A 15,908-nucleotide genomic window follows, 5' to 3' on the forward strand; every position below is an offset into this window, starting at 1 on the left:
AAAAACCAGCAGCTTTACTTCCATTACGGAAAAAGCTGCTGGTTTTTCTTTTAAGACTTTTTAACTTGGCCGTTATTGGATACAACGGTGTAATTCCCAAATTCGTCGATGCCGAATTCAAACATGCCATTCATTTTTTTGCCTTGAATGATTTTCCAGCTTCCTTTTTTGTCTTCGCGTGCTCCAAAGTGTATTTTCACATTAGAGCGGACTTCAAAAGCAAGCAGAGCTGGGGACTTAAATCGGACATTGACTTCTCTTCCGCCAATGTTTTCAATAGAGAAATCGATTTGGTCGGCAATGGCCGGGCGATTCCCTGCAAGTTCTCCTTCCGCAAAAGCCAATTTCAACGTGAAGGCATTGCCTGCTTGGGCTGCCAGTTCTTTTACATTCGCCGCTGTCAGCGTTAAGTCAGCTGTCGGCATGTCGATCAACAATGGTTTCTTGCTGATGATCAAGTAGGCAACGGTTTCTGCATTAAAGTGAATGGCCAGCTTGCCATTTTTATCCGGTTCGCCTGCTACAACGACTGCATTTTTTCCAGTGTAGTCTGGATCTGCTAGTTGTTCGCCTGGCACTACTGGATCCTTAAATGAAATTTGTGCCAATACCGGGTCATGGTCAGATGCATGGCCGTGTTCGTACATGAACATTGAGTTGATATGAACCATGTCGAGTTCCGTTTGATCAGCGATGTTGTTCGTCACCAATACATGATCCAATACTTGTGAGTTGCCTTGGTAGTAGTACGAATAGCGGTCTTCTAAAGGCACTTCTTCGACTTTATTCGTCAAGTTGCTGCCTTTTAGTGCTTTGAGTGCCGGCGTGAACTCGAAGTCGTTCATGTCGCCCGTTACGACTACGTTTAAATCCGGGTCTTGCTTTTGGCCTTCTTTAATAAAATCGTTGATGGCTGTTGCCAGTTCAATGCGTTCTTCCACGGATCCAAGGAATGGCGGCTGGTTTTTGCCGTATAATCCTTGGTCTCCGCCTTTAGAGTTCAAGTGTGCTGCAACGACGACCACTTTCTCGCCTTGGAAATCAAATTGCGCAGCTAAAGGCTTGCGCGTATTCGGCATTGCAAACGGCTGGATGCGTCCTGGATTCAACGCCAATTCGCCGTTCACCCATATGTTGTTATCCGTCGCACTGCCTTTTGGCGCTTCTGCCAAGCTGACGCGTTCTGGGTTGTAAAGGAATCCAACACGGATGTTTCCGCCTGGCTCCCCGCCGTCTTGATTGTAATCCGGTGCGATATCTGTGAATTTATACGATGGGCCGCCAGCCGCTTTGATTGCTGCAATTAAGCGTTCATAGCTTTGTGTGGCGTCCGTATTGCCAGACGTGATCGGTCCGTCGTTGTCTTGCACTTCAATCAACGATACGATGTCCGGTGAATTCAAGTTGTCGACAAACGATTTTCCAAGACGTGCTGCTTTTTCATCGGATGTGTGGCTCGGGTCGGCCGAGAAGTTTTCCATGTTATAGCCGGCGACCGTTAATTTTTCTTCATCTTTTTTGATCCATGTTTTTTCTGGTGTGGTGTTTCCTTCTACTAATGTTGGCAATTCTTCTTTTTCGGTCCATAAACGGTAGTTGCCAAAGCCGTAGCCCATGACTCCGATAATGTCTCCGTCAAATGAATCGCCTGCTTTTGCAACGAACGTTTCGTCGTCAAAGTCAATGGTGATTTTTTCAGGGTTGTAGTCTTGTTCCGAAAGCAAAATGCCGCCTTGTTTGTGGAATTTTGTGTTCGGCGAGTTTTCAGCAACTACGACCACTTCCCCATATTCTTGAGGTCCAAGGATTTTGGCATTCGGTACGGATAAACGCATCAATTCCAGCGACTCCCAGAAATCAAGGCCGTCTTCTTGCGGGTCAAATGTTGCCAAACCGTCATTGTCGATCGTTTCAGACGGCGGGAACACATCTTTGCCGATTACAATCGGTTCAGGCAAGTCAGCTGTGCCGGTTGTCACCGCTTCCGTCGCACGGATGCGCGTGATCGGCAAATCATTTACTTTCATATCGGAATAGCCTTCTTGGAAATGCTCTTCCACCGTTCCTTTAACAGTCACCAAGTCGCCAACTTTTAAGTTGTTCGATGCCATGTTGACCATGATGGCTTCAGAAGTGGTGACATCGTCGTCAGCATTCACATCTTGGATGACGAAGTTAGCTGAATTGTACAGGTGTGTTACGACACCGACGACGTCATTAACAACGACTCCTGTATAATCCGAATAATGGTTGTCTCCTTGAATGTCACGGATTTTCAAATCTGCTGTTTTTAATACCGTGTAGTCAAATGAAAAGACGTTTGATGTTTCTGAACCTACAGCAATGGCTTTAATGGTAGTATCTTTTGTTAAAAGGATTGGCGCCGTGTATTTTTTGCTTGAAGCTGAAGGCGTTGAGCCATCAACCGTGTAGTAAATCACTGCATTTTCCCAGCCTGATTGAAGGGTGATTTCTGTTCCTTCCGAAACAACACCCGGGAATGTGTCCGGATAAACTGCAGGCTTGTTCACTAGGTCAAAACTTTCTTGGCCAAGCGTTTTCAGCTGATAGCTAGAATTGAATTTTGAAGCGATGCCCGATACGTGGATCAAGTCGCCTTCTTTAAATTGCTTTGTAAACTGCTCGTATGTGTAGCCATTTCGGTTGTCGTTGCGGATGACAACCGATTCGCCGTTTTCAGCAGCAGCAGTAAATTCAAACGTGCCGAAATCGTTGATGGATTTCAAGCCTTGAATTTTGACGTTGCGCACTTCCACAAGCTCGCCTTGTGTGTTTTCCGCTACACCTGAAGGGCTGACGGATTGCACAGCTGGCAATTCATTTTTCGATGATAGAATGTCGATTTTAGAAGGCTGCAGCTGCAGTTCGCCGCTGTAAGCAGAAACGGCGCCAGTCAGGCGAACCGTGTCTCCCGGTGAAACTGAAGCATTGGACGTGTACACGTAAAGTCCAGCTGTTGCATCCTGAACGTAAAACGCGTTGCCGCCCCAGAAGCCAGTTCCAGTCGTAACCGTGCCTTCCACTTGAATCGTTTCGCCTTGCGTTGCACGTGCTTCCGCTAGGGAACCAACAATTTTCGCAGCAGGCGGCGCTGGCGGTTCTTCACCAGCAGCAAGAATCGTGTAAGCCGTTGGTGACTTTAAGCCAGGAACTTGGAAATATGCCTCAAGTGTTCCTGAAATGGCCACTTTGGCTTTCAAGTTTTGCGGATTGTCTTTCAAATTCAACGCTGTGCGGATGGAGCCAGTCGGCAATTGCACCGGCAAGATTTTCGCCGCATCGGTTTCATCTGGAGAATCCGCTAAACCGATGTTGGTCGCTCCCGTAAAGGGTGCTTCCTGATCGTAGCTCGTGCCTGAGAGGGCAAATCCTACGATATAGCCTTGAACCGTTTTTGATCCGGTATTGTTGGCAATGGCATCCGCCACCGTGATGGCCTCTTCTGCTTTGGCAGTTAAAGAGTAAGGCAGGGCCGCAGCCAATACTAATAAAACACTTAAGAAAATGCGGCTAATGGCATTTTTAGACAAATTATTCACTCCTTATTTTTAGTAGGGCATTCGCCTATATTATACAAAATTGCCAGGCAGAATGAGTCTGAAAACTATGACCTTTGAACTTATTTGCCCAATGGTCCTGTAATCTATAAGTTGTCTACAGACGTATTGATTTTATTCAACTAGACCAAATATTGTATTTTTTAAGAAAAGTTATTAAATAGGTAAATATACCCTTTACCATTTCTTCTATACACTAAAAAAATACTGCCACTTCATTTCCTTTTGTTCATTTACAGTCGTGTTTATCATCAATGAAAAAAAGCAGGTTCAGCAACTGAATGATGCAACAGTTCTGCTCCTGCTTTAAATTTATCTCCTAAATTTACAAACCGCTTTATATTTTAAACAATTTATCAAGCATGCGATTAGCCGCTCTTCGAATGGTGCGCTGCGCAATTCGTTGCGGGAAAGTTCCATTTTTGATCGCTTTTACATCCCCTACCAAGCGGGACGCCTTGTAAAGAACAGATTGAATTTTCGCCAATTTCATACCGATTTCCCCTTTCTAATATACCCTTATTCAATTTGGTCATGAATAGTGACACTTTCCAAGTAGTTGACGTACCTTCTCAGTTCTTTTGCCTGATCCCGCGTAATGTCCTCTTCGTTGTACAATTTTAATATTTCAGCGCGGCCTTTGTCCATGACAAGAATGCGCAGTTCTTCTTTTTGGAGGTCGTATTGTTCGTTGTAAAACGATTCCGGCTTTTTAAGCCCGCTGATCATTCGTCTGTATTCGGCAATGACCGTTTCCACAGGTTCTTTTTGCTCTTCTTTTTCAGCCATTTCTTCTAAATGGCCGACTGCAGCTTCCAGCGCTTTTACTTGAAGGTCTTTTCCGGTTTGGACTTTGACAAGGCGCGTTTCTTCATCTTTAATATACTGCCCTCTAAACCGCTTCCATGCCCGAATCAATTTTCCATGCATGTAGAAAGTAAACGAACGCATGTTTTTCGAGATGGCGTCTTCCCGGCGATTCATGGATTTCTCGAATGCTTCGTGAATATCCGGATCAATTTCGTAAGTACGCTTTGCTTCTTCGATGAAATTTCTTTCAGCTTCTAACCCCGCCAAGCGGATCTTTCTAAGTTTCCGATTGATTTTATGGGCCTTTTCATCATCTGGATGAAGCTGTTGAAGACGCAGCCGATATTCATTAATCAATTCATAGGCAACCGGCTCGTTTTCTTCGTTCATTTCTTCTTTAAGCGTGCGAATCGACGCCAACAGCACTCTTCTTCTTGCTTCTTCGATATCGAGAAAATCTTCGCCTTCTCCTTCATTCAGCATGCCTTTGCTTAACAACGGCAACAGGACGGTAGCCAAAATCAATGTAAATAAAATGGTTCCCGCTGCCAAAAAGAGGATCAACGACCGGTTCGGAAAATCTTCGCCGCTTTCCAATACCAACGGAAGCGACAGTACCCCGACCATCGTCACTGTACCGCGCACACCAGTCAAACTGACAAAAAGCGTTGTTTTTAAATTGGGTTTGCCTGTGTCTTCTCCTTTGCTGAAGCGATATTCGTAAATAGAAAACAAATACGCCCAAACAAATCGAATCCCCAAGATGACAATTCCTAAAGCAATCACATAACCTAAAATCGTCCAAATGCGAGAATCTGCACTCTCCAAAATTCCGCTCATAGAGGAAGGAATATTCAATCCCAACAGCAGGAAAACTATTCCATTTAGGATAAATAAAATAATGGTCCAAATATTCTCAGTCAATACTTGCTCTTCAGCAATAAGGGTCTCAGTCCGTTCCCGTATCAAGGAATGAACAATCCCAGCTACCACTACCGCAATAACGCCAGAAGCATGAAGCATGTCTTCTGTCACAATAAATATCAAAAAAGGCGTCATCACTTGAAGCAAGGTAAAAAAAGTGACGTCATTGATTCCTTGTTTGCGCAGCAATAACCGCACCCAAATGATCACCAGGGCTAAAATGAGCCCCAATACAGCACCTGCCACAAACTTATAGGAGAAGTCCCATACAGCTTCGCTTAATGAAAAATAACCCGTGACCACAGCTGCTACCGCATAATTGAATGCAACCAGCCCTGATGCATCGTTGATCAACGATTCGCCTCGAACCAAATTCAATACTTTTTCCGGAATATGAATGCGTTTTGCAATGCCGTTTACAGCGACAGGATCGGTTGGCGACAAAATCGCTGCCAAGGCGAAACAGGCAGCTAACGGAATAGCCGGGATAAGCCAATGGATAAAATAACCGCCTCCAAGCATCGTCAGCACTACGAGTATGACCGCATTCCCCAAAATTGGCCCTCTCATTTTCCACAATTCTTCACGAGGGAAATGCCGGCCATCGTTATATAAAAGAGGCGCAATAAACAGCAGCAAGAACCATTCTGTTTCTATTTCAAACGATAAATCCTCAAAAATTAAAACTAAAATAATACCCAATGCCACTTGAATCAATGCTGTCGGTATAAAAGGTGTATAATGGCTGACGATATTTGAAATTAATAAACACACCAGCAGTAATAAAATAATGATAAGCAAGTCCATAGAAGTTCTCCCATCTGCAGGAATAAGCAACGCTTGTTTTCCTTTCTTCCCTATACCCATTTTTTAGGCTGATACGTCATAATTGGGACAGTTTATTTGATTAGCGGCCCTATTTTTTCGCGCAAAAAAAGCTGCGTTTCAACAAGAAAAAGTTGAAAGGTAGCTTTTAACGGCTCTTTTTTTAAAAAGTTGCCGGTTGGTTTTGTTTGCGCCTATTCGGCATATGCCTTTGCCGCTAAATTACAGAAGAGGTGCGACAGTTTTCCGTTTATCAATGAAGACGTGTTTTTTATGCCATTTAAAATACGGCTTGGTTCCAGGATCTACCACGATTTTTAATTTTTTTGGCAGCAGATAAACGGATTCTTCTTGTTCCGCCAATTTTGCTGCAACTTGCAGCTTGCCGTTTGCATTCACCGTTATCAACCCATTAGTATACAAAGCATCATGGTTGCGGCATAATAAAATCCCATTACGCGGATCCATCCGTTCTAGGCCAGTGCAGTCTTTCCATGGTTTTGCAGGACTCGCTTTTAACAACACTTCCTGATCAATTCCGCATACGGCGCATTGATGGTCCCACAGCGGAGCTACCCGCTGATGGAAAGAGATTTCTCTTCGTTCCATTTTTGTCCGTGTCTCAAGAACGGTTTCAGCTATTAGCATGATTAATGGATGATGCTCCGTCGTCCGTACCACTTCCATTGCCAATTCCAATTGCTCAACGTCCGGGATGTAGACATTCAACAAGCTGATTCCTTCAAGCAATTGCAGCGTCAATTCTTCGTTGCACGGATACAAGTAGCCGGGATTTCCGCTGCCGTCTTCTTGGAAAGCGGAATACTTCACGGGCAGCAACGAAACGAGGTCATCGATGCAGTCACTTACATGCAGCGGTGTCTCGAGTTCTCTGTACTCGGCTTTGACCAAATAGCCTTCTGCATTTTCGCTTTCTGCGTGATAGGGCCTTTTGGCTTTTTTGCAATCTTCGACAGCGACGCTCAGCGCCACAATTGCTCCTTTCACATAATGAAAGATCTTATCGCCTTTTTTTACTTCTTCTAATCGTTTATATGAATGCTGCGCCATGCCGGAACGGTCAGTTTGGGGCGACCATAAAATGCCGTTCTTTTTTTCTTCTTGATAGGTTTCTCCTTGCATTACGATAAAGCTGCTCACTCGATTGCCTCCTATAGAGTTACTATGTAAAAAATACCGAAATTCAATCGGGATATAAGACCATACCAATAGTTTACCTTATATTTGGCCACTCGTTCATCTTTGTGGTTTAAAATTTGAAAGCAAAAAAAGTGCGTACCCCGTAAGGTCCACACTTTATGCTGAATTCAATTGTTTCAACTCATTTGATGCCAGAGCTGATGACACTTCTTACAAAGTACTTATTGGCGGCAACGAAAATGATCAGCGCCGGCAATGTGGCTACTAACGTGGCCGCCATCATACGGCCGGGGTTTACGAAATTGGCGCCTTGCACCAAGTTTGCTACACCGACAGTGACGGTCTTCATGTCGTCGGTATTCGTCACAACGAGCGGCCATAAGAAATCATTGTAAATGGTCAAAAATGTGAGAACCGATAAGGTGGCCACAACCGGTTTAATCGCCGGAAAAATGACAAACCTTAAAATTTGCCATAACGAGGCGCCATCGATCAACGCTGCTTCCTCGAGATCTTTCGGGAAACTCACTAAAAAACTGTAGATAAGAAACACCCCCATCGTGTTTGCGGAATAAATTAAAATCAGCGGTGCATACGTATTGATTAATTCAAACTGCCGGAAAAGATAAAAGGCCGGAAAAAGCGTAATGATGCTTGGAATGGTAAGCGATGCAATGACGATGCTAAGGAAAAACTTTTTTCCAGGCAAGTTCAATCGAGCCAATGAGTACGCGGCTAGAACGTCAACAAAAACGACCAATATGGTTCCTGCTACGGTCACGATGGCAGTATTGAACAACCAGCGAAGAACCGGAACTTCGGCGCCAATCCCTAAAATACTGCTGTAATTTTCAAGGGTCCAACTTGTCGGAAACAAAGCAGACGACGACATCGCTTCTGCTAGTGCTTTAAAAGAAGTGAAAAGCATAAAGATTAAGGGCAATAAAAACAAAATGGCAATGATGGAAGCAAAGAAAACGATCACCGCATTTTTGCCTTTCGATTTTTTCATAGGTTTCTCTCCTTACCTTTTGCGGAATGAGTAGAAATATTGAACTGCCACTATTGCCATCATCACAAACCCCATGACCATTGCCATGGCTGAACCCATGCCCAAATTGTTTTGGTTGAAAACCATCTGCTGAATGACCATTATCAAAGTTTGGGTGCTTTGCCCGGGTCCTCCGGCCGTCATCAATAAGGTTTGGCCATACAAATTGAACGAAGCAATGACCGTGATGATCGCTAAAAAGACAAACACGCCTTTAATAGAAGGAAACGTGATGTTGGAAAATTTATCCCACCAATTTGCGCCATCCAGCTCGGCCGCCTCGTAGAGATTTGCGTCCACTTCATCAAGTGCATTAATGAATAAAATCATGTTAAAGCCGATCGTCCACCAGACAGTTGCGATTAAAATAGCAATCCAGGCATGCGGCTGTTCATTTAGCCAGTTGAGAGAGCCGAGCCCAAAACTATTTAAAACGTTATTCACATAGCCCCCATTTCCAGTGAAAAGCCACTTGAAAATGGCAGACACAGCAGTGACAGAAACGGCATAAGAAATAAAAAAGACGGTCCGGTAAAAAACTTTCAATTTTTTTGGAATGCTATCGATAAGCAGCGCGAGCGCTAAACTGATTAAAAGCAACGGAATTACGCTGATGGCTACAAAAATCAGCGTATTTTTTAATCCAAGGAAAAAAGCGTTGCTGTACACATTGCCCGGCGTTAAAATCGATATGTAATTGTCAAGCCCGACAAAACCGCCATTACCTGCAAAAATGGACCATTGATGGAGGCTGATATACAGGCCATAAACCAATGGGACAATTAAAAACAACACAAAACAAATGAGAAACGGCAGATACATTAATATGGACCATGTCCGAGAAATTCGCATAGTTCAATTTACACCCCCATTGGTAAGATAAAACGGCATTCCATTCTTTTTAGCAATGAAATGCCGTGCTGTTAGTTTTGCTCCACTTATTGAGGGGCAGTTTCCGCAATTTGAGTGGCTTGCTCTGTTGCTTTTTCCAATTCACTCATTAATTTTTCTTTCGTCAACCCTTCTTCGCCTACAATTTGCGGATACACGTTCTCAACCATATAGCGCACTTGTTCGCGGTACTGATAGAGTTTTGGAGCACCTACAAAAGAATCAAACTGTTTGCCGTTTTGAACAGACAATGGATATTTTTCTTCATCTTGCCCTACGAGTTCAAGGGTCGCTAAATGAGTTGGAGCTTGTCCGCTTTCAGCCCAGTTAGCCAAGTTTTCCGGTTCGTACATATATTTAAGAAATTCAGAAATTCCCGCTATTTTTGTTTCATCCGTTACAGAAGCAGGCAATGCAATCGTATGGCCGCCTCCGTATACTCCAGGTTGATCGCCAAGCTGCGGAGCTGATGCAATTCCTAAATCATCGCCATAAGCTTCTAAAACAGCTTGGTAGTACCACGGTCCGGTAAGGGCAGTGGCAGTTTGAACTGCACTTCCACCTTTATCGACTTGCTTCATAAAGGCTTGGAATTCTCCATCGAGCCCAAGGCCTTTAGGGGAGATCTTGTCTTTGAAAATCATATCGTGGTACACCATTAATGCATCTGCAAATTCTTCTTGGGCAAAATTCATATGATCGCCATCAGTTAAGTTAACATTATTTTGTGCAGCCATTGTCATGATAAACCATTCGCCAAGCCCTGCACTAGGAATGCCTGTTGCAAATAGGTTGGGATCTTCACTTTGCAGCGAACTGGACAAAGCTTTCATGTCTTCATAAGTTGCTGGGGCTTCAGGAGCCAATGCTTTGTTATAAAACATAGTCATCGGGTGAATATCTAGAGGAACCGCAAAAGTACCGTTATCAAACGTGACTTGCTCTTTTGCCACTGGATGGAAATCGTCTGGACTGATTCCCGCCGTTTCCATCAGCGGACTGATATCTTGTATCATATTATCTTTTCGATAGGTTTCAAGAAGATCGGTATGAATGACCACTAAATCATAATTTCCGGTTTTAAATTTTGTATAGTGATCTTTTTCTTGCGACTCTTCCACTACGTATTTGTCTTGTGATTCATTAAATCCAGCCGTTATCTTTTTCATGTAATCCCCATCACCGCCAGTAAAGCCATTGATAAAGGTTATTTTCGTTTTGCCATCGGCCGTTGTATCTCCAGAACCGCCTCCGCCACATGCCGCTAAAAACATTGAAAGGATAATTAAAAGCGATAATAACAATTTTTTGTTCACAAATTTAACCTCCCTTTTCAGATATAAAGCTTTTTCATAGGTTATTGGTAATGCCTTTATTATTGCGCTTAATGCTTCCTCCTCTCAAAAACCCTAGGTTTTGGTAACTAAAATTGTTGTTTTCTAAATATTATAATAATTAGACTTACAAAGCAAATTTATTCTCAGCATTGTGCTTCTCTTTTTGAATCCAACAAAAAAGACTGTGAGCGGATTTTCGCTGACAGCCCTTATTTATGGCACATGCCTCTGTTTCCTAGCTCATAGAATTTACGAGTGGTATCAGTAAGCTCTAATTCATTCATTTCATTTCTGATTGAGCCGCATACCGGGACTAAGTTCTTTGAAAAAGCTAATAAAAGATTCTTTTAGCCATTAAAAAAGACGATGCCGCCAAGCTTTCGCCTGGTGCATCGTCTTTTTAGTCTTATTTTTTCATAGCGTGCAATTGTTTCATCACGACTGCAATTAATGGATCACTTGCATCAAGGCCAGAAACACTTTGCAGCGTTCTTTCATACCCTTGTTCTGCAATTTGTTCTTGAAGGCGGCGTGCTTCATCATCTTGATCATTTTCGTACAACAATACCCCTGCAATAACAGTTGCCAGATTGACGGGTTCTTTGCCAGTCAGCTGCATATACAAGCTGGCCGGGCGGATCAGCCGGTCGTTATGGCCGAGTTTGCGGATCGGACCACGAGCCACACGTGTGACGAAATCCGAAATATAGGGATTTTGGAATCGGCCGATGATTTTTTGGATATAAGCTTCGTGTTCAGCATTGTCAAATTTATGCTGGCGCACCACGACTTCACCTGTTTCCGCTAGGGCTCCTTGAAGAACTCGTTCAATTTCTTCATCCGCCATGGCTTCGTTGATGGTTTGATAGCCTTTAAAATGGCCCAAATAAGCGGGGACCGTGTGACCTGTGTTCACCGTGAAGAGCTTGCGTTCGATATATGGATTCAAATCATCCACATACGTGATGCCTTCTACTTCGGGCCGCTTTCCTTTGATCGCCGTTTGTTCGACTACCCATTCGTAATACGGTTCAACTGCAACAGCTAATGGATGGCCCGGCCGTTGATCGGGCACAATCCGGTCCACCGCCGCATCAGGGAAACCGATCAATTGATCGGCAGTTTGTTTTTCTTCTTCAGAAAAATACCCGTACACGTGTTTTTTCAAAAGCGTGCTGCCGTTGATCATGTTTTCACACGCAATCACATTTAGCGCTTCAGAGCTCTTTTGCATTCTTAATTTCAATCCTGTCGCCAGCAATTCGGCGATATATGGCAAAACGTTCGGCCCAACCGCAGCTGTCACCAAGTCTGCTTCGCTGATAGCTTGCGCCGCCAAATCCGCATGGGTGCTGCTGTTAATGCCGCTGACATTTCTCACAGGTATGATTTCCTGTTCGGTGCCAACCAATGTCACTTCGTATGCCTGATCGTCATTCAATGCTTGAATGACGGTTTCGTTAACATCAAGAAAAAGGGTTTCATAGCCGGATTTATACAAGAGCGCGCCGATAAAACCGCGTCCAATATTGCCGGCTCCAAAATGAACTGCTCGCATTTACTGCACCTCGCTAAACAGGTCCATAATTTCTTGTTCGGAATTGGCATTCAAGATTTTGTCGATATTGTCTTCGTCCGAGCAAACAATGGCGATGTTAGAGAGGATCTGCAAATGCTCATCGCCTTTGCCCGCGATGCCAATTAGAATTTTCGCAATGTTGCCGTCACCGAAGTCCACGCCATTTGGAACGGTTACGACCGAAATGCCGGTTTCCAATACGTTCTTTTTAGCTTCGTCCGTGCCGTGGGGAATAGCCAGGAAATTGCCCATATACGTAGTGGCCATTTCTTCCCGCTCAAACATTTTGTCGACATAAACAGATTCAACATAGCCGCCGTCTACCAAAATAGCGCCAGTATAGCGAATGGCTTCGTCTTTGCTGTTTAAATTTACGTTTAACTTGATGTTTTCTTTGCTTAATACCGCTTTTGCCATTTTTTCACCACTCCTGAATCATAGTCTCTTATTGTTGTTTCAACCGCTCTGCGAGCTTGTCGTATTCAGGGCTGTTCATGAAGTTCTCCACTGAAATGTGTTCCGCTTGCGGAAGCTTCGCTTTTGCTCTTTCGGTCAAGTCTTTATGCGTCACGACTATATCTGCATCGCTAGGCAATTGGTTGATCGCCGTATTGGATACTGGAATATCAATTTGAGCTTTCTTAAACTTGTTGCGTAAAATAGAAGCTCCCATGGCACTTGAGCCCATTCCTGCATCACACGCAAAAACCACTTTATGAATGTCGCTTGCCGCTATTCCAGATTTTGCTTGGACCGCCTGCGTGTTATCGTCTTGGCGGCTGCCCGTATCTTCGCCAATTACGCCGGCAGCTGGTTGAGGCGTTAAATAACCTGTTGCATCGCTTTTCTTGCCTTTCATTTCTTGCATTCTTTCAGCAGCTGCACCTAAATCTTCTTCTTCAGCTTTGCTTGTTTTCAATACGACCGAAGCGACTGCGAAAGAAACAGCTGCCGCAATCACAACACCTAAAATCACGCCCGGGTAATTGCCTTGAGGCGTCAAAGCCATTAACGCAAAAATACTGCCCGGTGAAGGTGTTGCCACAAGTCCTGCATCAAATAACGTAAAGGTAAAGACGCCGCTGATTCCGCCTGCAATTACCGCAAGAATCAACATTGGTTTCATCAAAACATAAGGGAAATAAATTTCGTGAATCCCGCCCAAGAATTGGATAATCGCAGCTCCAGGAGCCGAACTTTTGGAAACGCCTTTTCCAAATATAGAAAAAGCAAGCAAAATCCCAAGTCCTGGCCCCGGATTGCTTTCAAGCAAGAACAACACCGATTTGCCGGCATCTGCTGCTTGCTCGACGCCTAACGGGCTCAATATACCGTGGTTAATGGCGTTGTTCAAGAACAAGATTTTGGCTGGCTCAATGATGATGCTCGCAAGCGGAAGCAATCCCGCATCTACGATCACTTCTACGCCGGACGCCAAAGCGTTCGTCAACGAAGTGACAATCGGACCGATGAAATAGACGGAAATTCCTGCTAGGATCGCTCCAAGAATACCGGCCGAGAAGTTGTTGTAAAGCATTTCAAAACCGGTTCTGATGCGATGCTGGAACAAACCATCGATTAGTTTCATTAAATAACCGGCTAAAGGTCCCATGATCATGGCGCCAAGGAACATCGGAATATCTGCTCCGACGATTACCCCCATGGTCGCAATCGCACCAAGCACACCGCCTCGGAAATCATAAACCAAACGCCCACCGGTAAAACCGATCAACAATGGCAATAAATACGTAATCATTGGACCAACCAATGACCCTAATTTTTCATTCGGAATCCAGCCATCTGGAATAAATAAAGCTGTAATAAGTCCCCAGGCGATAAAAGCCCCGATGTTTGGCATAATCATTCCGCTTAAATAACTACCAAAACGCTGAATTTTAGCGCGAGTTGTAGCTTCTGCCATGTAATATCCCTCTCTTCTTAAAAATGTATTTAGTTTTCAATGTACAACTATAGCCAGAACGTCATTTCCTTGCATAAAACCGAAAGAAAGGAAACAGAATCGCCTATTATGGATTTTCTAGTTTGATAACCCTCCCTTCTATATATATGTAATTAAGCAGAGACGTCAAAACCTAAAAAACTCCACTTAGTCTTTCTACCTCTTCTGACTGCCGCTTAATCCAATATTGTAAAATCCTCTAAAAAATAGCTCTTTTTATAGAAGCCTTTACTACAAATAAAATCATACTCCTCTTGTTTCCAAATTGCACATAGAGAATACTATTCATCGGAAAGCCTAAATATTCTCAAATCCCATTAAATTGTGCTTTTAAATAAATAGTAACATATCCCCAATGAATTTGGTTTTATTATTTTCTGAATTTTATAATAATTAACAGGTTAAATTCCCTTAAATAATCGATTGAAATTTTCTTATTCAACATTAATGCGCATCCAGAAACCGTTTTGCTTGGTGCGGAGTTTTTAACACGATGATCGTTTTTGTTTCTTTTAATTGGTCAATCCGGCTAAGTACAAGGGGGCGGTTGGTTTTCGGATAGCGCCATACCCATTTTACAAAATTCACATCGAACCGCTCTTTGATGCCTTCCGCCATATCTGGCCGGGGCTTATTTCGATAGCGGATCATTCGTTTTAATATCCGGTATGTGCAAAGGATTCGATTAAAATCCAAAAAAATGATGGTATCGGCTGCATTCAACCGGATATCCATAGTTCCGTTGTAGTTGCCATCAATAATCCACTGCTGCCGTTCGACCAATCTAATCTGCACATTTCGCTGTTCTTCTTTTGAAGTTGCCTGCCATCCGGCTTTCCAAAACAGTGCGTCTAAATGAAACACCTCGATATTCAGTTTGTTTCCCAGTTTTCTAGCCAAAGTGGATTTTCCTGATCCAACCGATCCTATAATGGCAATTCTCTTCATTAATATGGCACCTCTCTCTTATTAAAATTTAGTTCTCTTCTAAGTCAGCAATTTAAACATTATAACGAAAACAAAATAAGCATAGTTCACAAACACTGGTATATAGCCAAAAAAAAAGAATATTTTATTCAGTATTATAATTATGTAAACTAATTTCATGGTGCATAACTATACGAAATTAGTGTATACTGCAGAAAAAGAAACTAAAGGTATTGCTTATCCTCTAGTTTCTTCTTTGCAAATGGTATTTAAATGATAGATGAGCAATTCTCCGATTTTAGTTTCATCCAAATGTTCAGGTCTCAGTAAGCTGTCTAATGCCAAGCCGTCCATAAAAGAATAAAGCCGTTCTGTCTCCAATGCCAGATTCGTTTCCTTCTTCAACAAATTTAGCAGCACCAAATTGGACATGACGGTTTTGACAGCCATATAGACCCCGTCTTCATCACCTGCATACGAAGCTTTCGTATGGAGTGCATGAACTTTAAAAGCTAACCTCACTTCAGTTTCTTGGGCCAACTCTCCGCCTTTTGGGATAAGCTCATACAATACCTGCACAATTTTTTCTCTTGGATCGATGTCTTTTTTAAAGATTTCATCGGCTCGCTTTGTAATCCTTTCATAGATTAGCCTATTGGCATATTCCATCAATTCTTCTTGCGTTGTAAAATAATAACGCAGTGATCCTAAAGACAATCCAGCCTCTTTCGCAATATTTCTCGCTGATGCCCCTTCAATCCCATGCTTTAAAATTACTCTCCAGGCAGCTTCTGCAATCCAGTCTTTTCTTTTATTAGAATCAATTAGTTTTGGCATACTTCTATGTTATCACAATAATAGTAAT

At 43.1% G+C, this 15,908-nt stretch carries 12 protein-coding genes; all 12 read right to left on the minus strand.

From position 1 onward, the window contains the following. Positions 1-50: 50 nt before the first annotated feature. The 12 genes from ACRRQV_RS03260 to ACRRQV_RS03315 all read right to left on the minus strand — a co-directional run bounded on the left by ACRRQV_RS03260 (position 51) and on the right by ACRRQV_RS03315 (position 15,880). The gene (locus tag ACRRQV_RS03260; RefSeq protein WP_432527575.1) at positions 51-3,551 is read right to left on the minus strand and encodes a DUF6359 domain-containing protein; all 3,501 of its coding nucleotides are present in this window, start codon (positions 3,549-3,551) and stop codon (positions 51-53) included. A 364-nt stretch (positions 3,552-3,915) separates the two neighbouring features. Next, positions 3,916-4,071, minus strand: coding sequence for a hypothetical protein (locus tag ACRRQV_RS03265; protein WP_432527577.1), 156 nt, complete (start codon positions 4,069-4,071; stop codon positions 3,916-3,918). Positions 4,072-4,097: 26 nt separating this feature from the next. Continuing rightward, positions 4,098-6,119 carry a Na+/H+ antiporter gene (locus ACRRQV_RS03270; RefSeq protein ID WP_432527579.1) on the minus strand — a complete coding sequence of 674 codons (2,022 nt, stop codon included), beginning with the start codon at positions 6,117-6,119 and terminating at the stop codon, positions 4,098-4,100. Between the two features lie 240 nt (positions 6,120-6,359). Then, positions 6,360-7,298, minus strand: a complete 939-nt coding sequence (locus tag ACRRQV_RS03275) for an HNH endonuclease (RefSeq protein WP_432527581.1) — start codon at positions 7,296-7,298, stop codon at positions 6,360-6,362. A 181-nt stretch (positions 7,299-7,479) separates the two neighbouring features. After that, a complete protein-coding gene (locus tag ACRRQV_RS03280; RefSeq protein WP_432527583.1) occupies positions 7,480-8,310 on the minus strand; it encodes a carbohydrate ABC transporter permease in 831 nt (276 codons plus the stop codon). A 12-nt stretch (positions 8,311-8,322) separates the two neighbouring features. Beyond that, complete coding sequence (locus ACRRQV_RS03285) at positions 8,323-9,201, minus strand: carbohydrate ABC transporter permease (protein ID WP_432527585.1); 879 nt, start codon at positions 9,199-9,201, stop codon at positions 8,323-8,325. An 86-nt stretch (positions 9,202-9,287) separates the two neighbouring features. Then, positions 9,288-10,556, minus strand: coding sequence for an extracellular solute-binding protein (locus ACRRQV_RS03290; RefSeq protein ID WP_432527587.1), 1,269 nt, complete (start codon positions 10,554-10,556; stop codon positions 9,288-9,290). Between the two features lie 427 nt (positions 10,557-10,983). Beyond that, on the minus strand, positions 10,984-12,135 hold the full coding sequence (locus ACRRQV_RS03295) for a mannitol-1-phosphate 5-dehydrogenase (protein ID WP_432527589.1): 1,152 nt from the start codon (positions 12,133-12,135) through the stop codon (positions 10,984-10,986). Next, positions 12,136-12,573, minus strand: coding sequence for a PTS sugar transporter subunit IIA (locus tag ACRRQV_RS03300; RefSeq protein ID WP_432527591.1), 438 nt, complete (start codon positions 12,571-12,573; stop codon positions 12,136-12,138). 28 nt (positions 12,574-12,601) lie between these two features. Continuing rightward, positions 12,602-14,077, minus strand: coding sequence for a PTS mannitol transporter subunit IICB (locus tag ACRRQV_RS03305; RefSeq protein ID WP_432527593.1), 1,476 nt, complete (start codon positions 14,075-14,077; stop codon positions 12,602-12,604). Positions 14,078-14,560: 483 nt separating this feature from the next. Further along, the gene (locus tag ACRRQV_RS03310) at positions 14,561-15,064 is read right to left on the minus strand and encodes a DNA topology modulation protein (RefSeq protein ID WP_432527595.1); all 504 of its coding nucleotides are present in this window, start codon (positions 15,062-15,064) and stop codon (positions 14,561-14,563) included. 216 nt (positions 15,065-15,280) lie between these two features. Continuing rightward, complete coding sequence (locus ACRRQV_RS03315) at positions 15,281-15,880, minus strand: TetR/AcrR family transcriptional regulator (protein ID WP_432527597.1); 600 nt, start codon at positions 15,878-15,880, stop codon at positions 15,281-15,283. Positions 15,881-15,908 lie beyond the last annotated feature (28 nt).

This window comes from Planococcus sp. YIM B11945 (assembly GCF_050864155.1).
In the GTDB taxonomy this organism is placed as follows: Bacteria; Bacillota; Bacilli; order Bacillales_A; family Planococcaceae; genus Planococcus.

What these genes read in the sequence shown, in the direction of transcription:
- ACRRQV_RS03265 (WP_432527577.1), bottom strand. Translation starts at nt 4,071, where the DNA reads ATGAAATTGGCGAAAATTCAATCTGTTCTTTACAAGGCGTCCCGCTTG.
- ACRRQV_RS03270 (WP_432527579.1), bottom strand. Translation starts at nt 6,119, where the DNA reads ATGGACTTGCTTATCATTATTTTATTACTGCTGGTGTGTTTATTAATT.
- ACRRQV_RS03280 (WP_432527583.1), bottom strand. Translation starts at nt 8,310, where the DNA reads ATGAAAAAATCGAAAGGCAAAAATGCGGTGATCGTTTTCTTTGCTTCC.
- ACRRQV_RS03285 (WP_432527585.1), bottom strand. Translation starts at nt 9,201, where the DNA reads ATGCGAATTTCTCGGACATGGTCCATATTAATGTATCTGCCGTTTCTC.
- ACRRQV_RS03295 (WP_432527589.1), bottom strand. Translation starts at nt 12,135, where the DNA reads ATGCGAGCAGTTCATTTTGGAGCCGGCAATATTGGACGCGGTTTTATC.
- ACRRQV_RS03300 (WP_432527591.1), bottom strand. Translation starts at nt 12,573, where the DNA reads ATGGCAAAAGCGGTATTAAGCAAAGAAAACATCAAGTTAAACGTAAAT.
- ACRRQV_RS03305 (WP_432527593.1), bottom strand. Translation starts at nt 14,077, where the DNA reads ATGGCAGAAGCTACAACTCGCGCTAAAATTCAGCGTTTTGGTAGTTAT.
- ACRRQV_RS03310 (WP_432527595.1), bottom strand. Translation starts at nt 15,064, where the DNA reads ATGAAGAGAATTGCCATTATAGGATCGGTTGGATCAGGAAAATCCACT.
- ACRRQV_RS03315 (WP_432527597.1), bottom strand. Translation starts at nt 15,880, where the DNA reads ATGCCAAAACTAATTGATTCTAATAAAAGAAAAGACTGGATTGCAGAA.